The organism is Romboutsia sp. CE17, from assembly GCF_012317385.1.
Classification (GTDB): domain Bacteria; phylum Bacillota; class Clostridia; order Peptostreptococcales; family Peptostreptococcaceae; genus Romboutsia_E.
Window position 1 is genome coordinate 2649038 of sequence record NZ_CP051144.1, and the last position, 24448, is coordinate 2673485.

26 protein-coding genes are annotated in these 24448 nt (G+C 28.8%); 2 read left to right on the forward strand and 24 right to left on the reverse strand.

The window, feature by feature from the left end:
• Positions 1-78 precede the first annotated feature (78 nt).
• The 19 genes from lysS to yabG form a co-directional block, all read right to left on the reverse strand.
• Positions 79-1596 (reverse strand): lysine--tRNA ligase, encoded by a 1518-nt coding sequence (lysS, locus tag HF520_RS12695; RefSeq protein ID WP_168574342.1) that lies wholly within the window; start codon positions 1594-1596, stop codon positions 79-81.
• Positions 1597-1611: 15 nt separating this feature from the next.
• Complete coding sequence (gene greA / locus HF520_RS12700; protein ID WP_168574343.1) at positions 1612-2091, reverse strand: transcription elongation factor GreA; 480 nt, start codon at positions 2089-2091, stop codon at positions 1612-1614.
• 91 nt (positions 2092-2182) lie between these two features.
• Positions 2183-3157 (reverse strand): tRNA dihydrouridine synthase DusB, encoded by a 975-nt coding sequence (gene dusB, locus HF520_RS12705; RefSeq protein WP_168574344.1) that lies wholly within the window; start codon positions 3155-3157, stop codon positions 2183-2185.
• A 213-nt stretch (positions 3158-3370) separates the two neighbouring features.
• Positions 3371-4135, reverse strand: coding sequence for a type III pantothenate kinase (locus tag HF520_RS12710; RefSeq protein WP_168574345.1), 765 nt, complete (start codon positions 4133-4135; stop codon positions 3371-3373).
• A 17-nt stretch (positions 4136-4152) separates the two neighbouring features.
• On the reverse strand, positions 4153-4752 hold the full coding sequence (locus HF520_RS12715) for an ECF transporter S component (RefSeq protein WP_168574346.1): 600 nt from the start codon (positions 4750-4752) through the stop codon (positions 4153-4155).
• A gap of 161 nt (positions 4753-4913) precedes the next feature.
• Complete coding sequence (locus HF520_RS12720) at positions 4914-5879, reverse strand: P1 family peptidase (RefSeq protein ID WP_168574347.1); 966 nt, start codon at positions 5877-5879, stop codon at positions 4914-4916.
• On the reverse strand, positions 5872-6849 hold the full coding sequence (locus tag HF520_RS12725; protein ID WP_168574348.1) for a biotin--[acetyl-CoA-carboxylase] ligase: 978 nt from the start codon (positions 6847-6849) through the stop codon (positions 5872-5874). The genes HF520_RS12720 and HF520_RS12725 overlap by 8 nt, the downstream gene beginning before the upstream one ends.
• Positions 6850-6947: 98 nt before the next feature.
• Entirely contained in the window at positions 6948-8930 is a 1983-nt protein-coding gene (gene ftsH / locus HF520_RS12730) for an ATP-dependent zinc metalloprotease FtsH (protein ID WP_168574349.1), read from the reverse strand.
• A gap of 32 nt (positions 8931-8962) precedes the next feature.
• Positions 8963-10348 carry a tRNA lysidine(34) synthetase TilS gene (gene tilS / locus HF520_RS12735; protein WP_168574350.1) on the reverse strand — a complete coding sequence of 462 codons (1386 nt, stop codon included), beginning with the start codon at positions 10346-10348 and terminating at the stop codon, positions 8963-8965.
• Positions 10349-10532: 184 nt separating this feature from the next.
• Positions 10533-10943 (reverse strand): DUF1934 domain-containing protein, encoded by a 411-nt coding sequence (locus HF520_RS12740; protein WP_168574351.1) that lies wholly within the window; start codon positions 10941-10943, stop codon positions 10533-10535.
• A 69-nt stretch (positions 10944-11012) separates the two neighbouring features.
• Positions 11013-11822 carry a glutamate racemase gene (gene murI, locus HF520_RS12745; RefSeq protein ID WP_168574352.1) on the reverse strand — a complete coding sequence of 270 codons (810 nt, stop codon included), beginning with the start codon at positions 11820-11822 and terminating at the stop codon, positions 11013-11015.
• Between the two features lie 13 nt (positions 11823-11835).
• The gene (locus tag HF520_RS12750; protein ID WP_168574353.1) at positions 11836-12903 is read right to left on the reverse strand and encodes a D-alanine--D-alanine ligase; all 1068 of its coding nucleotides are present in this window, start codon (positions 12901-12903) and stop codon (positions 11836-11838) included.
• Positions 12904-13041: 138 nt separating this feature from the next.
• Positions 13042-13554 (reverse strand): cell wall hydrolase, encoded by a 513-nt coding sequence (locus tag HF520_RS12755; RefSeq protein ID WP_168574354.1) that lies wholly within the window; start codon positions 13552-13554, stop codon positions 13042-13044.
• 28 nt (positions 13555-13582) lie between these two features.
• Positions 13583-14239, reverse strand: coding sequence for a stage II sporulation protein R (gene spoIIR, locus HF520_RS12760; protein WP_168574355.1), 657 nt, complete (start codon positions 14237-14239; stop codon positions 13583-13585).
• Between the two features lie 156 nt (positions 14240-14395).
• Positions 14396-15076, reverse strand: coding sequence for a GntR family transcriptional regulator (locus tag HF520_RS12765; protein WP_168574356.1), 681 nt, complete (start codon positions 15074-15076; stop codon positions 14396-14398).
• A complete protein-coding gene (gene ispE / locus HF520_RS12770) occupies positions 15060-15950 on the reverse strand; it encodes a 4-(cytidine 5'-diphospho)-2-C-methyl-D-erythritol kinase (protein ID WP_168574357.1) in 891 nt (296 codons plus the stop codon). The genes HF520_RS12765 and ispE overlap by 17 nt, the downstream gene beginning before the upstream one ends.
• Before the next feature lie 107 nt (positions 15951-16057).
• Positions 16058-17608, reverse strand: a complete 1551-nt coding sequence (locus tag HF520_RS12775) for a DUF3794 and LysM peptidoglycan-binding domain-containing protein (protein ID WP_168574358.1) — start codon at positions 17606-17608, stop codon at positions 16058-16060.
• A 95-nt stretch (positions 17609-17703) separates the two neighbouring features.
• Positions 17704-17982: a Veg family protein gene (locus HF520_RS12780; protein ID WP_168574359.1), complete on the reverse strand. Its 279-nt coding sequence runs from the start codon at positions 17980-17982 to the stop codon at positions 17704-17706.
• A gap of 144 nt (positions 17983-18126) precedes the next feature.
• The gene (gene yabG / locus HF520_RS12785; RefSeq protein WP_168574360.1) at positions 18127-18987 is read right to left on the reverse strand and encodes a sporulation peptidase YabG; all 861 of its coding nucleotides are present in this window, start codon (positions 18985-18987) and stop codon (positions 18127-18129) included.
• A gap of 173 nt (positions 18988-19160) precedes the next feature.
• On the opposite strand from yabG, the gene HF520_RS12790 reads away from it, so the two are divergent.
• Both HF520_RS12790 and HF520_RS12795 read left to right on the forward strand, forming a co-directional pair.
• Complete coding sequence (locus tag HF520_RS12790) at positions 19161-20147, forward strand: PfkB family carbohydrate kinase (RefSeq protein WP_168574361.1); 987 nt, start codon at positions 19161-19163, stop codon at positions 20145-20147.
• Positions 20147-20926, forward strand: a complete 780-nt coding sequence (locus HF520_RS12795; protein ID WP_168574362.1) for a pseudouridine-5'-phosphate glycosidase — start codon at positions 20147-20149, stop codon at positions 20924-20926. Before HF520_RS12790 ends, HF520_RS12795 begins: the two co-directional genes overlap by 1 nt.
• Positions 20927-21024: 98 nt before the next feature.
• Here HF520_RS12795 and HF520_RS12800 read toward each other — a convergent pair whose 3' ends face one another.
• The 5 genes from HF520_RS12800 to HF520_RS12820 form a co-directional block, all read right to left on the reverse strand.
• Positions 21025-21189, reverse strand: a complete 165-nt coding sequence (locus HF520_RS12800; protein ID WP_168574363.1) for a hypothetical protein — start codon at positions 21187-21189, stop codon at positions 21025-21027.
• 8 nt (positions 21190-21197) lie between these two features.
• Positions 21198-21695, reverse strand: coding sequence for an SEC-C metal-binding domain-containing protein (locus tag HF520_RS12805; RefSeq protein ID WP_168574364.1), 498 nt, complete (start codon positions 21693-21695; stop codon positions 21198-21200).
• Positions 21696-21775: 80 nt separating this feature from the next.
• A complete protein-coding gene (locus HF520_RS12810; protein ID WP_168574365.1) occupies positions 21776-22483 on the reverse strand; it encodes a UPF0489 family protein in 708 nt (235 codons plus the stop codon).
• Between the two features lie 265 nt (positions 22484-22748).
• The gene (locus tag HF520_RS12815; protein ID WP_168574366.1) at positions 22749-23420 is read right to left on the reverse strand and encodes an RluA family pseudouridine synthase; all 672 of its coding nucleotides are present in this window, start codon (positions 23418-23420) and stop codon (positions 22749-22751) included.
• On the reverse strand, positions 23420-24292 hold the full coding sequence (locus tag HF520_RS12820) for a class I SAM-dependent methyltransferase (RefSeq protein WP_168574367.1): 873 nt from the start codon (positions 24290-24292) through the stop codon (positions 23420-23422). Before HF520_RS12820 ends, HF520_RS12815 begins: the two co-directional genes overlap by 1 nt.
• Between the last annotated feature and the right edge of the window lie 156 nt (positions 24293-24448).

The window sequence follows — 24448 nt, forward strand, 5'->3', positions numbered from 1 at the left end:
TAATATATATTTTTAATTATCTTTGATATAAATTCTTATAAATAAAAAATCCGTGCATTATAGCACGGATTCTCTTATCTATTCTTCATCTGATTTTTTAACATTATTATCTATTGGTTTCATTGTTGGGAATAATAATACATCTCTTATAGATGGAGAGTTAGTTAATAACATCATAACTCTATCTATACCTATCCCTAACCCACCAGTAGGAGGCAGACCTACTTCTAAAGCATTTATGAAATCTTCATCCATATCACAAGCTTCATCGTCACCTAATTCTTTCTTTCTTAACTGATCCATAAATCTTCCTTTTTGGTCTATTGGATCATTAAGTTCAGAGAATGCATTAGCTAACTCCCATTTATTAGCAAAAGCTTCAAATCTATCTGTTTTTCTTGGATCCTCTACATTTCTTTTAGCAAGAGGAGATACCTCAACTGGATGATGAGTTATGAATGTTGGTTGTATTAACTTATCTTCACCAAATTCTTCGAAGAAGGCGTTAATTATTTCTCCTCTTCTCATTCCTGGAGTTATTTCTATGCCTTTTTCTTTAGCAATAGCTAAAGCTTCTTCATCTGTATTTATAGTAGCAAAATCTACACCTGTATATTCTTTTACACACTCTTCCATAGTCATTCTTCTCCATGGAGGTGTAAAGTCTATTTCAGTTCCTTGATAGTTTATTTTCATGCTTCCTGTTGCAACTTCAGCCATATGAGATATAAGATTTTCAGTTATCTCCATCATATCTGTATAATCTGCATATGCTTGATATAATTCCATAGCTGTATATTCTGGATTATGCTTAACAGACATACCTTCATTTCTAAACATTCTTCCCATTTCATAAACTTTATCAAATCCACCAACTATAAGTCTCTTTAAGTATAACTCATTAGCTATTCTTAAGTACATTGGTATATCTAGTGTATTATGATGAGTTATAAATGGTCTAGCATTAGCTCCACCAGCTATAGTATTTAATATAGGAGTTTCAACTTCTAAGAAACCTCTTTCATCTAAGAAAGATCTTAAAGCTTTAAGAGCTTTAGTTCTAGTTAAGAAAGCATCTTTTACTTCTGGATTAACTATTAAATCAACATATCTTTGTCTGTATCTTAAATCTTGATCTTTTAATCCATGATACTTTTCTGGAAGTATTTGTAATGATTTAGATAATAAAACTACATTATTAGCCTTTACTGATATTTCTTCTTTTTTAGTTTTAAATACTTCACCTTCAAGACCTATTATATCACCAATATCATATGTAGAGAATATAGCATACTCTTCTTCACCAATTCTGTCTAATCTAACATAACATTGAATTCTACCTTGTTGGTCTTGTATATCTATAAACCCAGCTTTACCTTGTATTCTTTTGCTCATTATACGACCAGCAATTTTAACTATTTTTCCTTCCATTTCATCGAAGTTATCTTTTATAGCCATTGAATTGCTTGTTCTATCATATCTACTTTGGTGGAAAGGATCTCTTCCCATTTCTTGTAGCTTAGCTAGTTTATCTCTTCTTACTTGAAGAACTTCACTAAGATCTTCTTGTAATTCAACTTGTTGATCTTTACTCATTTTTTTTCCTCCAGCTTATCTTCTTATTTCTAATATTTTAAACTTCGCTGTTCCATCTGGAACTTGAACGTCTACTTCTTCTCCTACAGTTCTTCCTAAAAGAGCTTTTCCTACTGGAGACTCATTTGATATTTTACCATCGTATGGGTCTGCTTCAGCTGAACCTACTATTGTATATTCAACGTCTTCATCAAATTCAACATCTTGAACTTTTACGATCGAACCTATAGTAACAACATTTAAGTCTATTTGACTTTCATCTATGATAACAGCTTTTCTTATCATATTTTCAAGTTTCATTATTCTTTCTTCAACTTGAGCTTGCTCATTCTTAGCTTCATCATATTCAGCATTTTCAGATAAGTCACCAAAAGATATAGCAACTTTTATTCTTTCTGCAACTTCTTTTCTTCTAACAGTCTTCAGTAATTCAACTTCTTCCTCTAATTTGTTGTAACCTTCTTGAGTTAAAAGTATTTCATTTTTTTGTTCCATAACCCCACAACTCCTTTGTTAAATTAAGAATTTCCATATATTTTTAATTCTTTATTTCTATATTTATTATGCGGTATATTATAAGTCACTATTATACTAATGTCAAGGCATCTTCCATGTAGTCATCAAGCCTTCTTAAGACTTCTTCATAACTTGTTATTTTATTAATTTCATCTCTAACTTTCGCTGAACCTTTTAATCCTTTTAAATACCATGCTATATGTTTTCTCATCTCTCTTACAGCTACATATTCACCATGTTCTTCTACAGCAAGGTTTAAATGCTTTTTAGCTATACGTATCTTTTCCTCTAATGTAGGCTCTGGTAGTATATCTCCAGTTTCCATATAGTGATTGATTCTCTTAAATATCCATGGATTCCCTTGAGCACCTCTACCTATCATTATAGCATCACAACCAGTTTTATCTAACATATTTCTTGCATCTTCAACTGTAAATACATCTCCATTACCTATAACAGGTATGTTTATAGCATTTTTTATATCTGTTATTATATCCCAATCAGCTTTTCCAGAGTAGTATTGTTCTCTAGTCCTACCATGTATCGCTAATGCACTTATACCACTCGCTTCTGCTATTTTAGCTATTTCTACAGCATTTATACTGTTGTCATCCCAACCTTTTCTTATTTTTAAAGTTACAGGCTTAGTTGAATGTTTTACAACTGATTTTAAAACTTCTTCTGCTAATTTAGGATTCTTCATAAGGGCTGATCCATCTCCATTTTTTACAACCTTAGGAGCTGGACATCCCATATTTATGTCAAGAATCTCATTTGGATATTGATTCATTATCTCTGCAGCTCTTCCCATAAACTCTGGATCTGATCCAAATATTTGAACTGCTACTGGATGTTCTTCCTCTTCTATCTTTAACATTTTCTTTGTATTTTCATCATCATAACATAATGCTTTTGCATTTATCATTTCTGTATATAACATTCCACAATTTTGCTCTTTACATATTAGCCTAAAAGGAAGGTCTGTAACTCCTGCCATAGGTGATAAGAACACTTTATTTTTTAACTCAACATTCCCTATTTTCATTATGATTCTCCTTATTTAAGTCTATTAGTTATTAAATTTCATTACTTTTTTACCACAAACTATATATTATAAACTTATCAATTATATCATTTTTATTTAGAATTGTGTTCATAAAATAGTATATATATACTCTATATTTACTTATTTAAATAAGTATATATACTTTAGCTTAAAAAAGGAACTGGATTTTCAATCCAATTCCTTTTACTACTTTTAATTTTTTTCGTATATAACCCTTAATCCATCTAGAGTTAAAAACTTATCTACATAATCTATACTATCAGTTTCAGAAGCTATAAGATTCGCAAGACCTCCTGTAGCTATAACTTTGATATTATCATAGTTTAACTCATCCTTCATCATAGCTATTATCTTATCTACTAATCCTACATATCCATATATAATTCCGGATTGCATAGCTGAAACTGTAGTTTTACATATTGTTGTTCCAGGTTTTATAAGCTCAACCCTTGGCAACTTAGATGCTCTTTGGAATAAAGCTTCACTAGATATTTTTATACCTGGAGCAATTGTCCCTCCTAAGTATTCACATTTATCAGATATCGCACAAAATGTTGTTGCAGTTCCAAAATCAACTAATATAAGAGGGTATCCATACTTCTCTATACCAGCCACTGCATTCACAACTCTATCTGCTCCAACTTGTTGCGGGTTATCATATTTTATATTTAAACCAGTTTTTATACCCGGTCCTACTATCAATGGTTGTTTATTACAATATTTTATACAAAAATTTTCAAGAGAATGCATTACATTTGGTACAACAGAAGATATTATAACATCTTTTATTTCACTCATATCTATATTTTCATATTTGAATAAGCTACTTATTAATATCCCATATTCATCAGATGTTTTTTCTTTATCTGTGTTTATTCTCCAATCTTTTATAAGTTCTTTACCTTTATATATACCTAATACCATATTGGTATTTCCAACGTCGAATACTAAAAGCATTTATGTTAACCTTCTTTCTATATTTTGCTTTTCTTAAGTACAACAACTACAGCCGATACAACTAAAGCGCCACCTAAAGCTTCTGCTATACCATTAGTTGTAGCTATTCCCATTAAAAGTGCTTTTGCTGTTCCTGCGCTTTGTCCTAAAGCCTTAGCATATTCCGCAGCATAAAGAACATATATCATTCCTAAAACACCAACTGTATTTGTAATAGATGCCATACCTCCTGCTATAAGACCAGATACATATGTGTTTTTTATAATCTTCATAGATAACTTAAATGAATAATAAGATACCAATCCAATAAAAATTCTTGGTAGTACTGAAACTAGCGGATTTATAAATACAAAGCCAGTAACTCCTGCCATACCCGCCATACCTCTGAACATACTAGTAAGACCAAATATAAGTCCTACAACCATACCCACCATAGGTCCTTCAATAATTCCACCTATCATTACTGGTATACACATTGTAGTTATAGCTAATGGCCCTATTTGTATATAACCAAGTGGAATCATCGATAGCATTATCGATATTGCCGAAAGTAAACTTATTATAGTCATTCTTCTTACATTTACTTTCTTTCTTGTTGATGCTTGTGGATTTATCATAAAAATACACCTCCGTTCCAGCTCATTAAAGATGCCGGACTTCTAAAATTTTATTAAGTTTTTGCTACTACCATATCTTATTTTGATATTAGTCAGGCTCCTATATTCAGGATGCCAGCTGTAACACAAATAATTTTATCAATGTGATATGTCATTGTCAACTAAACTTGTAATATAGGCATATCTTTATATGATAATATATTTTTTACTCCATTGGCATTTTTTATAGCATTTATAATACTTTTTTCAACTACTTCTACTGCAAGAGATCCTAATAAAGTTATATCAGTTTCTACTTCCCCCGTTGCCATAGTAAATATAGTATCTCCATCATGAGATGTATGTATAGGGAATATAGCTTTTGCATATCCATCATGAGCCATTTGAGATACTTTCTTACATCCAGCTTTATCTAGTTTAGCATTGGTCGCTACTATACCTATTGTAGTATTATCTATGCTAAATCCACCTTTGCTTACTCCCTGTTTCATAAGTTCATAACTACTTAATATTCTAGTTTTTGAACTATTTAGTACACCAGCTATTATTTCACCATCTTCATATACATCGCCAAATGCATTTACAGCAATTAAAGCAGATACAACTAAACCATTATCTAGTTTTATAGAATAACTCCCTATGCCACCCTTCATTGCGTACTCCGGCCCTTTTATTTTACCTACAGTCGCACCACATCCAGCACCATAATTTCCTTGTTTTAAAAATTCATCACTTGCTATTTCGCATGCTCTATAGCCCATCTCTTTATCTGGTCTACATTTTGGGTCACCCGCTGCTAAATCAAATAAAACTGCACCTACTACTATAGGAACTTTTGCTACGCCGACATCAAACCCTATATTTTTTTCTTCTAGATATTTACTAACTCCACACGTTGACTCTAAACCAAATGCTGATCCACCTGATAGTACTACTGCATGCACTTTTTGTATTAAGTTTATTGGGTCTAATAAATCAGTTTCTCTTGTTCCTGGAGCAGACCCCCTTACATCTACACCACATACTGCACCATCTTCACAAATAACAACGGTGCATCCTGTAAGACCATTTTCATCTTGAACTTGTCCAACTTTTAAACCTTTTACATCTAATATATTATTATACATATCCGTTCTCACCTCTTACAGAAACCTCTCCAGATATAATTTCATCTATTGAGCCATCACTTCTTTTTACAATTAGATTTCCATCTAAGTTTATATCTATACAGTTAACAAGCTCTTTCTCTTCATTTTTTATAATATATATATTTTTATTAAGTACAACAGAGTATTTTTTGTAAATATCTATAATACTCTTCTTATCTCCATCAACTATATACCTAATATAATTTTTCTCTAACTCACATAATATATATCTTACAATATCTACTCTAGATATCTCATATCCTTCTTTATATAATGATGTAGCTATATTTTCTATATCACTTGGAAAATCTTTATTTTTAACATTCATACCAATCCCAAGTACAATATAATTAATTCTTTCTATTTCCGCTGATAATTCAGTAAGTATTCCACATAACTTTTTACCATTTAATATTATATCATTAGGCCATTTTATACCTACTTTTATACCTAAATCATTTAACGCTTTTGCTATGCTAGCACCTGCTATTATCGTTAAAAATGTAGACTTATAAGGTAGTATATCTGGCTTTAGAATTATACTCATCCAAATACCTTCATGAGCTTTAGAGTCCCATATCCTACCTAGCCTACCTCTGCCTTTAGTTTGTTCTTCACTTATAACTACAGTTCCCTCTGGCTCTTTCATTGCAATAGATTTTGAATATGTATTAGTTGAGTCTATTGTTTCAAAATGTATGATATTTTTACCAATGAATTTTGTTTTAAGCTCATGATTAATATTTTGAGAGCTCAGTAAGTCCATAGGTTTTTCTTTTAATCTATACCCTTTTTTGTTTACAGATTCAATATCATAACCTTCTTCTTTTAAAGCCTTTATATGTTTCCAAACTGCACTTCTAGATATACCTAATTTCTTAGATATTTCTTCACCAGACATAAAATCTTTCTCATTATCTAATATCATACCTATAATTTTAGACCTCATACTTCACCTCATCTATGATTTTTATTAAATTAATTATACAATATATATTTTTTATTCCCAATTCATTTCAAAAAAAGAACCCTATATAGGGTTCTTTTTTATTCATCTTTATTATCGTTTTTAAAGTCTCTTTTTAATTCAACTATATTATCATTTTTCATATCAGAAGTACTTTTTATATCATTTATATTAGATTCATCTTCTGTTACTGCTTCTTCTTTATTAGAAGATCCATTATTTTTAGTATTATCTATGTCTAATGATAATTCTTCATTGAAAGCTTTTATAAATTGGTCAGCATCTAAAGTTTCATATACTAATAAAGCTTTTGCAACATAGTCTAGCTTACTCATATTTTCTTGTAGTATATGCTTACACTCTCTATATGCTTTATCAACTATACTTCTTATCTCTTTATCTATTTCAAATGCAACTTCTTCTGAGTAATTTCTCTTAGTAGTAAAGCTATTTCCTAAGAACACCTCATCATCAGCATCTCCAAATACCATAGGTCCTAGTTTTGGGCTCATACCATATTTAGTTACCATAGCTCTAGCTATCGATGTTACTCTTTCTAAATCATTAGAAGCTCCAGTTGATATGTCTTCCATAACTAGTTCTTCAGCAACTCTACCACCAAGAGCCATAACTATAGTTTCTTCCATTTCCAACTTAGTTCCATACATTTGATCTTCTTGAGGAAGTGGTTCAGTAAACCCACCAGCTCTACCTCTAGGTATTATAGTAACTTGATGAACTGGACTCACATGCTTAAGTACATGCATACATATAGCATGCCCTGCTTCATGGTAAGCTGTAAGTTTTCTATCTTTTTCACTTATAACTCTAGATTTCTTAGCTACACCAACCATAACCTTTGTTATAGCTTCTTCTATAATGTCCATATGTATTTTTTTATCTCTTCTTCTTGCAGTTAATATTGCTGCTTCGTTCATTATATTTTCTATGTCTGCTGGTGTAAATCCAGGTGTTCTTCTAGCTAAAACATCTGGACGAACATCATCAGCTAATGGTTTATTTTTAGAATGGACTTTAAATATCGCTTCTCTGCCTTTAACATCTGGTGCTCCAACAACAATCTCTCTATCAAATCTACCTGGTCTAAGTAAAGCAGGGTCTAGTATATCTGGTCTATTTGTCGCTGCCATGATTATAATACCTTGGTTAACACCAAATCCATCCATCTCTACTAGTAATTGATTCAGAGTTTGCTCTCTTTCATCATGTCCTCCACCAAGACCTGCACCCCTTTTTCTACCCACAGCATCTATTTCATCTATGAATATTATAGCTGGTGCATTTTTCTTAGCTTGTTCAAACAAATCTCTAACCCTTGATGCTCCTACCCCAACAAACATTTCAACAAAGTCAGAACCACTTATACTAAAGAATGGTACTCCTGCTTCTCCAGCAACAGCTCTTGATAAATAAGTTTTACCTGTACCTGGAGGTCCTACCATAAGTATACCTTTTGGTATTCTAGCACCTAAGTCTATATATCGCTTTGGATTTTTTAAGAAGTCAACTACTTCTTGCAAATCTTCTTTTTCTTCTGTTAAACCTGCAACATCTTTAAATGTTACTCTAGTTTTTTCATCATCCTTATGTACTTTAGCTTTAGATTTTCCAAAGTTCATTACCTTTCCGCCTCCACCTTGAGACTGGTTCATGAACACAAACCAAAGTATTAACATAAGGAATAATACAAATATACTCGGTAGAATATCTATAAACCATGGTGTTGACGGTTTTGCTTCTCCTCCAACAACAAGCTTTCCATCCATAGCTTGATTTAATACTGCATCAGCAAATTTATCCCCCATTACTTCTTCAGGTATGTAAGATGTGAACTTCTTATTTGTATCTTTAATAGTTCCCTCTACTGAAGTTTCGCTTATAAAATGTAACCTTGATATATTTTCGTCTGTTAACTCTTGATAAACTTGAGAAAATTCTAGTTTCTCTACTTCTTCTGTTGGACTACCAGAAAATTGAACTATCCCTACTATTATTATGAAAATTAGCAGATAGAAACCTGCTCCTTTTAAAAGTTTGTTCAAAAGAAGCCCTCCTTTCATAAGTTGTTTTTATTCTATATTTTCTTAAAGCTAACCTTTAAGACTTCTTTTGTTTGTGAATCAATTTTATAATTTTCGCTGTTTCTTATATTGCCAACACTTAGTATTCCTTGACTATCAGCAATTATAGGAACTTTACTTCTATCCTCTTTAGGAATTTTTATGTCAATAAATAAATCTTTAATCTTTTTACTTCCACCTGAAAGTTTAATTTTATCACCTGTTCTTCTATTTCTTGCTACTATACCCCCTTCTATTTTATTAAAATCAAACCATTTGCATGATTTGTCTGACTTACTTCTTTTATATTTATCTATACTCATTACTTGAGTCTCAATAACTACACCTATTTCTCTAATTTTTATAAATCCATTACTAGGTATATTATAACAAAATTCTAGCTCTTCAATAACTATTTCTTTGTTTGTAATTATTATGCTATCTTTTTTTCTATATACAAATATGCCCCTTGGTAAGTTAATCACTTTATCAATTTTAGATTCATCTTCTAATTCTATAATATCATCTATATGCCTTTGATCTATAAAATTAGTATCGCCTAATATTTGTTTTATAGCATTTCTAAGTACTCTAACTTTTATAGCACTATGTAAATTAGTATATGAATTTATTTTAAGTTCTACACTATCACTATTTATTTTTGATATATCTTTAAACTTAATTAAAGCTTCATTTTCTAAATAGTCATTGTCACTTCTCAAACTATTACCCATTCTTACTATAGATTCTATTACATTAGAATTGAAATTATCCTTCATATATGGTATTAAGTCTAATCTAATTTTATTTCTAGTATATATACTTTCTAAATTTGACTGATCTATTCTTGGATTAAGTTTATAATGTTTACAGTACTCTTCTATGTCTTTTCTTTCAATATCTAAAATAGGTCTAATTATAACACCATCTCTAATGTAATCAATTCCTTTTAGTCCTTGTAACCCAGTACCTCTCATAATACGCATTAGAATCGTTTCTGCTTGGTCATTTAAGTTATGTCCAATAGCTATTTTATTAGCTTTTGTTTTATCTTTTATTTCACTAAACATTTCATATCTAAGCTGTCTTGCACCTTCTTCGATTGATACACCATTTTTTTCACAGTATTCTGGAACATTTATTGACTTTATAAAGAAAGTAATTCCCATCTCTTCACAAAGCTTAGAAATATAAAAAGCATCTTTTTGAGCTTCTATTCCTCTTATTTGGTGATTTAAATGAGCTGCATAAATTTCTAGATCCCATTCATCTTTCATTCTACTTAAAATATGTAATAAACATACAGAATCTGGTCCACCTGATAGACCAACTACAATTTTATCACCTTTTTTTATTAACTCATATTTATTTATAGTACTTAGTACTTTTTCAAATATCATAATTATCCCTCATTACTTATTAACTTTTAACTATAGTTTTCTATAAAAAAACTATAAACCCTTGTATCAATTTTATTTAAAGATATAAAAGTTTATATAGATATAATAATACCAAATAAATCAAATAAAAGGTAGTATTTTAACTACCTTTATAAAATTTATATATATTGTATTAAAGTATTTACTATATTTCGACATTTATACATATTTTATTTCTTCCACTAAATATATCATTTACTTTTATATTGTAATCTAAATCTATCTTCATACTTTTATTTTTATTTAAAACTATATTAAGATGTTTTGTATCAGTTTCTATATGAAACAAACCATATGGAGTTCTATAATTACTTATATGAGTTTTATCTTTCTCAAAAATCATAGTTGAGTTGGTTCCTCCAAATCTTTTTATAGTTATTTCACTTTTAGATATTTTTATAGTTGTAGTAACTTCTACACCTTCATCACTTTCTTTATATACTAAATATGTATCACTATTTTTTTCATACATTGTTCCTAAGGTATTTATATTTATAGTATCTACTTTACTATGCTCATCATATTGAGTTGTACTTATATTGACTTTTACATCCACAGTAAATTTTCCTCCTAAAAATATAAACTTTAGATATTATTATACCTAAAGTTTATATAATTTAATCATTTAATATTTTTGAATCTCAATAGTTTTAACATCATCCATGTCTCTTTTTAAAAATTGTTGCCCAATTGAAACAAACTTTTCAGGAATATCTGATACATAATACTCATATGTTGGTTGATATCCATTCATAGTTGCAAGTATATCATTTTCTTCTAGTACATCTTTTAAATCCTTAGCTGTCTCTTTTGCCGGATTTACTAACTTTATTTCTTCTCCAACAACTTTTCCTATAGTTCTTTTTAAAATTGGATAATGTGTACATCCTAATACTAAAGAATCTATATCTTGGTCTAAAAGTTCTTGTAAATATTCTTTAGCTGTTAAATATGCTACTTCTGTATTTGCCCATCCTTCTTCTGTAATTGGAACAAATAAAGGACATGCTTTAGATATAATTTTAATTTCTTTATCTAATTTTTCTATTTCTACATTATACGATTTTGAGCTTACAGTACCTTCAGTTCCTATTACTCCTACAACCTTATTTTTAGTAGAATAAGCAGCTGTCCTTGCTCCCGCTTCTATAACTCCAATTATAGGTATATCATACTTATTTTGAGCTTCTTTTAAACATCTTGCTGTAGCTGTATTACATGCTATTACTATAGCTTTTACATTTTTAGATATTAAAAAGTTTATAGCTTGAAAAGTATATTTTATTATAGTTTCTTTTGATCTAGGCCCATAAGGAACTCTAGCTGTATCACCAAAATAAACTATATTTTCATTAGGCAGCACTTTTATAATTTCTTTTAAAACTGTTAATCCACCTAACCCTGAGTCAAATACTCCTATAGGTCTATTGTCCATATTAACACCTTCTTTATTTTTTTGAGTCTAACGCTAACTCTATAAGTTTATCTATAAGGTTAGAGTAACTTAGACCTGTTGCTTCCCACATCTTTGGATACATGCTTATATTTGTAAATCCTGGTAATGTATTTATTTCATTTATGAATATTTCTCCTGAGTTTTTATCTATAAAGAAGTCTACTCTAGAAAGACCTCTACCGTCTAACGCCTTAAATGCTTTTATAGCCATACTTCTTATATTTTTCATATCTTCTTCATTTATGTTAGCTGGTATATCATAAGTAGATGCGCCGTTTATATATTTATCTTCATAATCATAAAAATCTTTAGCTGGCTTTATCTCTCCAGCGATTGAGGCTTCAACTTCATCATTACCTAATACTGCAACTTCTATTTCTCTAGCATCTATACCTTGCTCTAAAACTATTCTAGAATCATATATTAATGCTTCTTTTATCCCAGCTAAAAGCTCTTCTCTATTTGTAGCTTTTGATATACCTACACTCGAACCTAAGTTTGCAGGTTTAACAAATATAGGATAACTTAATTTACCTTCTATCTTGTTTAATTCATCTTCTTGTCTACTATTAAATATACATCTAGTTGTAGAACAATATTCAACTTGAGGTAAACCTATTTCAGAATATATAGTTTTACATATAAGTTTATCCATTCCTGTACTTGAAGCAAGAACTCCACAACCTACATATGGTATTTGACTTATTTCAAATAATCCTTGTATTGTACCATCTTCTCCATATGGACCATGTAATACAGGGAATAGTACATCTATTTTTTGTACCTTTCCATCTTCAAATAATATACCAACTTCTTTATTACCCATTGGAACTAGGTTTATTTCTACATTTTTATTTGCTAAGTCTACCCATTTACCACTTTTTATATTTTCTGCACTTCCTTCATAATATAACCATGTTCCTTCTTTAGTTATTCCTATTGTAAAAACATTGTATTTTTCTCTATTTATATTTTCATATATAGAAGCAGCTGAAGATAATGAAACTTCATGCTCTCCTGATTTACCACCAAATATTAAAGCTACATTAAGTTTAGTCATATTTTTTTATCCCTTCTATATTAAAAATTATATTATAAAATTTTCATTATATTCAATTTGTTATCTAAATGATTATTATAGTGTATTTTTGCAAAAAAATAAAGAAGCTTAGCTTCTTTATTTTTAATATATATTCTACTATTTTGCAAATACGTGGTTTCCTATTCTCATATGTGGATCTAGTTTTAAAATCCATTTACAAGTAGATATTTCTGGGTTCCAAAAATATACTGCTTTGCCAGTTGGATCTTCTCCATATAAAGCTGCCTGAGCCGCTTTGTATGCCTCATCTGTAGGGCTCATATTTATAGTTCCATTTTTAACTACAGAAAATGCATTTTTTTGATATATTACATCTTCTATAGAATTTGGAAATCTTGGGTCCTTTACTCTATTAATTACTACTGCTGCTACTGCAACTTGGCCTTCATAACTTTCGCCTCTAGCTTCACTAGTTACTAACTTTGATAGTAATAATATCTCTTCATTAGTTAAGTTTATTACAGCTTTTTTTTGTTCTTTGGAATTAGTCTTAACCGCTGGTATAGATTGCTCATCTATATCATTGTCCATTGCTAAAATTTCATTGAAATTTACAAACACAGACATAAAGACTAATAGAGATACTATAATTTTATAGCACCTATCCATAGTTAAATTCACTCCTTTTTATTGTTGATTAAAATATTCCTTTTAAGACTTCTATTATTTTAAATTTAAATTGAATTGAATTTTTTTCATCTTCATTTTTACTAGTAATTAAATTATACTCTTCTTCATTTAACACAGCTTTTAGCTTTTCATCTGTGGATTTATCTATTACTCCATTTTCTTCATCTACAAAGCATAAAGGAGGAAACATTACGCACCACCAATTTTTACCTTCTCCTTCTCCTATAACAATCTTTAATGCTTTATATTCTCCTGCAGGTAGAATAACATTAGAGTATTGTTTTGTCGGAAAATTACTATATTCTATACCTACTTTTACATCATAATTATATCCATTTTCTAAAATAGTTTCTTTGCTTATGTTGTATAAGGTATTATACTCATTTCTAATAATAGATTCACTCTCTTCAATACTACTTGAATTCTGTAATTTAGGTTGTAAGTATTCTATAACTTCATCTCTCACTTTTAACTTTAATGATTGATCTTCATCACTATCACTATTTGCTATAACATGAAATCTTATAAGCTTTTCTTTGTAGTTCTCACTAATATTATCTATTTTATTAACTTCACTTTTTATAGTTATAAACATTATGGAAAAAATTAATACTAAACCAAAAATTAAAATTGCTAACCTAGCTTTTATTATTCTCTCTTTCATATTTTTTATCCCCCTAAATATTTTAATATTTTAAGTATTTCCATTTTATAGATATCTATACTATAAGAATCAACTTTATTTAGTTGGATAAAAATCATCAAAATAAATTTAAATGAGTTCTGATTTTGAGCATAAAAAAAGAAGGTTTCCCTTCTCTTATAATTCTTTATTGCCAACAGCTTTATCTATCATAAATTGCTCAGCTTTTTCTATATGTTCTGTTGCATATTTCTTAGCTAATTCACAGTCACCTTTTTCTATAGCATCTAATATATTTTTATGTTCTTCAACTATACTTAAAGATGAATCATAATCTGATATATAAGTTACCCTAAATCTATAGACTTGTTCCCATAAAGAGTTTATAACTTGACGTAACTTATTATTATTAGCAGCTTCAAATATACATTCATGGAACTCAACATCTTTTTTTAATAGAGTTTCTATATCTGCATTCATTGTACTTTCTTTAAATTCTTCGGCTATTCTTTTTAACTTTTTTAAGTCTATATCACTAATTCTTTCTGCAGCAAGAGATGCCGATAGCCCTTCTAAACTTGCTCTTACTTCTAGTGCATCTATTACATCTTTTAAAGACATATTAGCCACATATGCACCTTTTCTAGGTAACATTACAACTAATCCTTCTAGCTCTAATTTTCTTATAGCTTCTCTAACTGGCGTTCTACTAACCCCTAATTGTTCTGCTAGTTGAACTTCCATTAATCTTTGACCTGGCTTTAATTGTCCTTCTAATATAGCTTCCCTAAGATTCTCAAATACTACATCCCTTAATGGCTTATATTCATCTAAATTTAATTTAGTTAAGTTGTCCATTAATTTCAACTCCTTCCTCACTACTGTTAACAACATACACTTGTTTATACTTTTTCAGTAATTCTTCTTTCCCTCTTAAAGCGTCCTCTTTTTTGTTATATAGTCCAAATACAGTTGGACCACTCCCACTCATCATCGCTCCTAATGCATTACTCTCATTCATAACCTTTTCAATTTCTTTAATTTCTTCATGCATCTTACTAGTAACAGTTTCAAGAACATTCACCATATTTTTTGCTAATGATTCTACATCATTGTTTTCTAGGCAACTTATTAAGTACTCATTATTTGGTCTATACTTAATATTATTTAAATCTAGCCCCTCATATACATCTTTTGTAGAAACAAATAGTTCTGGTTTGCAAATTAATATACTAATATCTTTAGGTAAACCTTTTATATATGTTAGTTCTTCTCCTACTCCTTTTGCTAATGCAGCTTTTCCTGCTATACAAAAAGGTACATCCGCTCCTAACTTAAACCCAAGCTCTTGTAATTGATTTTCTGATAAATTTAAACCCCAAAGTTTGTTTAGCCCAACTAATACTGCCGCCGCATTTGAGCTTCCTCCAGCCATTCCTGCTGCTACAGGTATATTTTTCTCTATAAATATTTCTATACCTTTTTTTATATTATAATTACTTCTTATTAATTCTGCAGCTTTGTACACTATATTATTTTCATTTAATGGTATGTCTGAACTATTACTTTTTACGATTACTTCTTTAGACTCTAACTCCTTTATTTTTATGATGTCGTACAGGTCTATTGTCTGCATTATCATTTCGACTAAATGATATCCATCCTCTCTCTTACCTAGGACATCTATTGATAAATTTATTTTTGCCCTGCTTTTTAACTCTATTGAATTCATTTTAGCCTCCTCGTATATAGTATAATGCATTCCTAGTTATAGATATTATACTACAAAAAATAAAATAATAGGGCACTATAACACCCTATTATTTTATTTTTTATATATTAATCAACTAGAACAACTTTTTTCTCCAATATTAAACATTTACCTGGTTTAAGAGGCTCATCACATTTTATATCATTTAATTCTGCAATTTCTTCTTCTGTCGTATTATATTTTTTAGCTATATTCCAAAGATTATCTCCTTCTTTACATATATAAACTATTATACTTGGTGCTTTAGATAAATCATAATCTCCATGATCTTCACCTTTTATAATAAAACTCTCAGATTTTTTATCTACAGCTTCTATAAATCTCTTAACTTTTACTGAAATATCAATTTGATCTCTGTTTAAATCAGCTTCTACTTTTTCTATGCACACAGTATTAAATACAGCTGATGAATCTCTTAAATCTTGTATTTCTATATCATGCTCAAAAGGTATTTCTTCGCTTATTTTATATACTATTCTTAGACCTTCAACAGGTACATACAATACATCTAATTTTATTATCCCTTGAATAATACTCTTCTCGTCTTCAACATAAGAGTTTTCAATTGAAATTGTTGGGCACACACTTACTATATCTTTTATCTGTATATCTTCATTTTCATTTCTTAGTGATTCTCTAACTACAAAACTTTCTGATTCACTAGCTAAAATCTTATTTAATTCTATTAATCTATGATCAAATTTTATAACTTTTTGTGGTGAATACGCATCTTGTAGCACCTCTCTTGTAACTTCATCTGTTACTTTAACTTTACTACTTATTGTACAATCTATATCTAACATTCCTGTGTTACTATCCGCATTTTGTTTAAATATATAGTTAAAGTCTCCAATTGACAATAAAGTTTCTTCTACCATACCATCACAAACACCTGGTACTTCTATAAACTGTGTAAAGTCTATATCAACTCTATCTAACTCCACAAGGTCGCCATCATAAGTACAAGCTAAAGGATTTATATTTAAAACTCCCCCTATTATAACTTTGTTATCACTTACTCTACTTTCTTTTATTCTTACATAAGGATTCATACTTATAATAGATTGTATTTCCTCTGTATTTATAGTTATTGTATCCCTAATTACACTTTCAGATTTTTCTATACCTACAATATCTTGATAGCTAACTTCTTTTCTATGCTTTTGTATACCTTCTACTTGTGATACATCTTTTACTATATCTAATCTTTGTTTTTCAAATAGGCTTCCTTTTATATTTATAAGTGCACCTACTCTAATTTTTCTTTCATTCATTATTGTACAATCAACATGCTCTATTTCTGGATATAACATGTATTCCATGTCTTGAACTATATTATCCTTATCTATTACTTCATTTATGTCTATTTTTCCATCTACATTTGAAACAGTATTCTTATCATCAGTAATATATATCACATTGTAATTGAAACTACCTCTGCAAACTAACTTACCATCTGCTACTTCAACTTTTTTCAAAGCTATGTACCCTTCTGTTTTTACAATGTCGTATACATCTGACTTCTTATCAGGCACTACTGCCTCAGATTCTATAAAAGTCTGAAATTTTCCAAAATCTATTCTATTATCAACTTTTATAACGTCTTTTATTAACTCCATAATTTGTCCCCCCTATATAAAAATATAAATTATCACACTATATTTATATTTAGAGAACAAAAAAAAAATTACACCTATTTTTAATAGGTATAATTTTAACTTACATTTAACTTATCTTTTTCTCTATCTCTATCTCTATATACTTGTAATTTAACGTTAGCTGTCAATAAATCCGAATAACTATAAGATACTCTAGAGTATCCATTTTGACTATCTTCTAGTCTTACAACAAACACACTTGGATAAACTTTTTCAAGTACACCTTTTTTTGTTATAATTTGTTTTCTCCCCTTGTTAGCCTTTAGTACTATCTTCTTTCCTAAATGTCTTTCCAAACTTAACCTTATCTTATCTAGAGTTTGAACTGTAGCCACAATATCACCTTCTTTTAAACGTTATATGTTTACATAATACCATAAAACTAATTGATTGTCAAACGTTTAAACTAATAATTTTATATATTTTTTACGAAAAAGTCAATAGTATTTTTTAATAATATAGTATAATATTGCTTTTTTTTAATATAAAATTGTTTTAGGCATAGCCCATCTAAATTTACCTCTAGTTTCTGATCCTCCTATGCCCTTATATCCAGTTACAGTTTGCTCTATTACTTCATCTATTGGAACAACCACATCAATTCTTGAACACGCTATTTTTTCAACTATAAATACAGGGTCTAATGCATGTATCATAATTCTTCCAGGTGAACTAGCATAATTAGCTCCTGCTTTTATTATTTGCTCATAGTTAGACTGACATGCTCCTGCAAATATTACAAGATTATCTAAGTTAGACTCCCATTTTCTAGCTTCCTTTACTGTTTTTATAAAGTTCAAAGAGTTTCTATAATTACTTAGATCTTTTACTCCACCTTTTTTCGATGTAAGAGCGTCATGTCCTGTTATAACTAGTATATCTGGATTATGCTTTTCTAAAAGGCTTCTTACCTCTTTATATTGGTTAGCCTCAGATATAGCAACACCTACTGCCGGTATACCCAACTGAGTATATACATCTAAACATATTTTTAAATATTCTTTATCACCATCGATTTGAAGTACCTTTCCTGGTATTCCATAAACATTAGAATTAGATTGAGTTTTTGGTATTCCTCTCATATTCTTTTTTTGTCTTTCTTTTGCTTTCTTTACTGATCTATATAATAAATTTTCAACATTCCTATCAATTAAAATATCATTCATATCAGGCATTTGTATAATTTCTAAGTCTTCAAGATAAGCATCTGCTAAAATTCTAAACGCTACCCCCTTAAGCATAGCTATCTTTCTATTATTTTCATCTACTCCAAAACCTACTACTTTAAATATGATATCTTTATTATAAGATTTTCTAACTACTATATCCCCTATTTTCATAATTGTCCTCCATAATAAATTTTATATTAATTTATAATATGTACATGTATTCTTTTTGTTCCATTTATAAGAATATAAAAGATTTTTTTGTTGAAAAATAGAAGATATGATGATAACATATATCGAAACAAATGTTTATTAAAATAAGCAAATATTTAAATTTTGGTGATAATATGACTGATAGAGAAAAAGAAATTTTAGATATATTGAAATATGATCCTTTAATCTCGCAAAAGGAACTTGCCGATAAACTTTGTATCACTCGTTCTTCTGTAGCTGTTCATATAACAAATCTTATGAAAAAAGGTTACATAAAAGGAAAAGGCTATATCTTAAAAAAAGATAACTATGTTACTGTTATAGGAGGATCAAATATAGATATAGTTGGAATATCAACAACTCCACTTATAATGTGTGAATCAAATCCAGGTAAAGTAAGTATTTCTGTAGGTGGAGCTGGCAGGAATATAGCTGAAAACATTTGTAAGAAAGATATTAATACGAAACTTATATCTGCTGTAGGAAATGATTTATATGGAAATACAATTTTATCAGAATGTAAGAACTACGGTATAGATGTTGATGACTGCTATATTTCGAATGAAGATTCAACCTCTATCTATATATCTGTACTAAGTAATTCAAATAGCACACATGTCGCTATATCTCATATGGACATTATAAATAGGTTAGATACTCACTTTATTAATTCAAAGCATACATCAATCAATGATTCTATTGCAATTGTAATAGATACAAACTTAAATGAAGATACTATAAACTACATTACAAAAACTTATTCTCATATACCAATTTTTATTGATACAGTTTCATCATCCAAATGTGTCAAAATAAAAAATATGATTGAAAAATTTGAAGTTATAAATTTAAGTCAAAAAGAAGCTGAAGTTTTATCAGGTATTAAAATTTTAAATAAAGATGATATTATTAAATGTAGTAAGTATTTTTTTGATAGAGGAGCTAAAAAAATATTTATAACTCTTAAAGAAGGTAATATATTTGCTTCAGATGGTAAAAATAACATTTATCATAATATTACTAGTGAATCTAAAAATATGAAAGAGAACTTAATATCTACAATTGTATATAGTCATATAAATAAGTTCGACTTAGAAAAAACTTTAAAGGAGTTAATCTAATGTTAGAAAAGTATCTTCATATTCACCCTGAAGTTCAAAATTCTATTTCCTCAGGAAATCCTGTAATTGCAATTGATTCTGGAATACTTTTTAACAGAATATCTTATCCTCTAAATATAGAAATTGCAAATAACATTTCTAATATTATTAGAGATACTGGTGCTATACCTGCAACTACAGCAATCATTAATGGTATATTAAAGGTTGGTCTTACTAATGAAGATTTAGAATTTATTGCTTCAAATAAAAATACTATTAAATCATCAAAAAAGGACTTACCATTTTTAATTACTAAAAAATCAACTGGATTTACTACTTTTACTAGCTCAATAATTTTGGCAAATTTAGCTGATATAAAAATACTAGTAACTGATTATATCTCTAATATGTCTTTAGAGATTGAAGAACTATCCAATACAAATATATCCGTTGTATGTAGTGGAATTAATTCACTATGTAGTTCTAAATTAAATGAATCTGCTATAAAAAATAACTCTGTATCAATAATAGGGTACAAAACCAACACAATTCCTATTATTGATAATTTAAATTATAATTTAGATGTTGATTATAATTTAGATTCTTCAATGTGTATTGCAGAAGCATTAAAAGTAAAATTCGACTTAGATTTAAGAAGTGGTTTTCTAATATCTAGTTCAACAAGTGATAAAAATAATATAGGCTTATCTAGTTATATCGAATCACTATACAATAACGCTATATTAGCTTCAAATATATCGATAGACTTATCAAAGCTAACTAGAAATAAATTATTTTGATTTAAAATATTCTAGAATTTCAATGATTTATATATTATTTTTATAAAAAAGCCTATTTAGATTTTAAAATAAATTTATTATCTAAATAGGCTTAATTATTAATTTTCATCTTTTAAGTTTGGTACTACTCTTTTTATTTCTTCGATTTGATGCCATGATTTCTCTAAGTCATTTTCCTTTATAAACTTATTCACTTGAGATAAATCAGTAAATTCCTTTACTGATAAATCATCATCCTCATTAACAAATCTTAAAATAAACATAATTTACCTTACTTTCCACAACACTTTTTATATTTCTTTCCACTTCCACATGGACAAGCGTCATTTCTTCCTACTTTAGCTTCTTTAACTATAGTTTTAGAGTTTTTGAAAGCTTTAGTTAATTCTTTTCTCTTCTCTTCAGATAATATATCTTCCCAGCCTGGTAAACTGTGTAACCAGTGAGCTTCAACAGCTACCATGTTGTAGTATAATTTTTCGAAATCTATTTTTACAGTCACTTTTTTGTCAACTTCTATAGATTCTAAGTCGATGTCTTCTTGTAAACTTTCGCTTATTCCATCTAAGAATCCCATTATGTATTCATTTGAAGTATTGAATCTTTCAGCTAACTCAGCAACAGTTCCTTCTAATACCTCTATTTTATTGTTTAATATTTCATTGTATATTGTAGTTTCTACCTTTAAGTATTCTTCCCAGAACTTTATTTCAGCTTCTTGGCTATCATGATTTTCACTTAAAGATCTCCATTCAGTAAATAAACTCATACTTGAATCCTCCTAAAATTTATCTCTTTTTATAGCATTCGTTATTTATTTTTTATCAAATTTATACTATAAATAATTAACTACTCTATTATATCATAATTAAATAATTCTTTTAATACTTTTATAGCATAGTCCTGTTCTATAAAATAAGGACTACTTGCTATTGTTATAACTCTTGCATTCTTTATAAGCTCTTTTATCTTATTTAATCTAAAGTCATATGGTATATAATCCATATCTTTAGAGAATATATCTAAGTCTATATCTAGTACATATTCTCCTTCAACATTTATGTCAAATCCATATGAACTATCTATAATTATAGCTTCCGAGAATATTTTATGCTTAAGGGCTGGCTTTATAAAATTCCCCACATTCAATACTTTATTAGTATACCTAAATATATCATTCATATCCTCTATATCAACATCATAATTTACTGGTTCTCTCATATCTTTATGTTGGTCTACATGTACTAACTTACAACCCTTTTTAAAATGATTTAATTTAAGACTTTTCATCCAAAAATAAAAAGCATGATTATGATTGTCAAAAATATATACATACTTACCATCAACATTGTATTGAACCATATATTCTAGACCTTTAGCCTTTACTTCATGACCTTCATCAATTTCGTTGAAAACAATATGTTCACCTAAAGACACATCTTCCAAAGTTCCTTCTATTAGCTTAGGAACATAAATTTTTTTATTTTCTCTTTCAGAATAAGAAAAAATATTATTTCCAACAGGTTCATCAATATAAAATCCTATATATTTATTCATACTTAAATCCTCATTAATAAATTTCAATTTCTAAATTATTTCGTTAATTTGTTGTACTGTATAGTTTTAGCAAAATTTCTATATTTAATTATTAAAAATAATTTATTTTCAATTTACAAAAGTATAATATAAGTTTTAATATTTATACCTTTTAAATAAAAATAGAGCATCTATAAAATAGATTCTCATCATACCAATAGTAAAACAAAAATAATTATTCTGTTTTGATGCTGATATAACCGAAATCTATTTTACGTAGCCCTTTTTATTTATCAAATAAATTCCATGGATATTCTTTTGGTGGTTCACATATAAATTCCATTTTTTCCTTAGTAGTAGGATGAACTATTTCTATTTTATAAGACCATAACGCAATCTGTTGACCAATCTTATTAACATTTTGTCCATATCTTTGATCTCCAAATAAAGGATGTCTTCTACTAGAGAATTGAACCCTAATTTGATGAGGTCTTCCTGTTTTTAAATCTATTTGAACTAAACTAAAATTATTTTTAGATTGTAAAGTTTCATAATCTAATTCTGCATTCTTAGCTTCATTATGATTTTTATTTACAACACTAACCATATTAGTTTTTTTATTTTTATAAAGATAGTCTTTTAGTGTATCTTCTTTTTTATTCATAGTTCCATGTATAACGGCTCTATAAGTTTTTTTAAAGCTCTTATTTCTCACTTGTTCAGATAATCTAGATGCAGCCTTTGAAGTCTTAGCAAATACCATTACTCCTCCTACTGGCCTATCTAATCTATGCACTAATCCAATAAACACATTGCCAGGTTTATTATATTTTTCTTTTACATAGTTTTTAAGAAGATTTACCATATCTTTATCATTAGTATCATCACCTTGAGATAGTATATTTACAGGCTTTTCTACAACTAATAAATGGTTATCTTCATATATAACTTTAACCATTATTTACTCTCCCATCTTCCAAATATTCCACATGGAAGAACTTTTCCGTCTCTTGAAGTTGGTATTCCTATTTCTCCACCATATATATTTCCACCCTTAGCTTTTCTAGCAACTGTAGCATCTAATATATGTTCTAGTATTATTGGAGATAATCCCGTTGTATATGAGTTTATTAAGAAGAATAAAGGATTATCTGATAATACCTTTGTACATAAATCTACTAAACCATATAATTTTTCTTCTATTTGCCATACTTCTCCTTTAGGTCCTCTTCCATAAGAAGGTGGATCCATTATTATAGCATCATACTTATTTCCTCTTCTTATTTCTCTTTCAACAAACTTAACAACATCATCCACTATAAATCTTACTTTTCTATCTCCAAGTCCAGATGTATGTAAATTTTCTTTTGCCCAAGTAACCATTCCTTTTGATGCATCAACATGACAAACTTCCGCTCCTGCCGCTGCGCATGCTACAGTTGCTCCTCCTGTATAAGCAAAAAGGTTTAATACTTTTATTGGTCTACCTGCATTTTTTATTTTTTCCATTGACCAATCCCAGTTTGCTGCTTGCTCTGGGAATAATCCTGTATGCTTAAATCCTGTTGGACTTATATTGAACTTTAAGTTCTTATAGCTTATAGTCCACTTTTCTGGATATTTCTTTTTAGTTTCCCAATGGCCTCCACCTTTTGTGCTTCTATGATAGTGTCCATGAGGATTTTTCCATAATCCACTTTCATTTCTAATTGGCCACATAACTTGAGGGTCTGGTCTTCTTAGTACTATATCTCCCCAGCGCTCTAACTTTTCTCCGTTCCCCATATCTATAAGTTCATAATCTTTCCATTTATCTGCTAATATTAACATAGTTTTCCTCCTGGTAAAATTCTTTTTAATCCTATGTATTATACCATATTTAGTTATATTTTCGGTCTTTTAAATAGTTTATATACTTTCATTTACTTTATTAATATCTATGTTTTGTTTTTTATTTATTAATAATTCATTTTTTTGTAGCATATT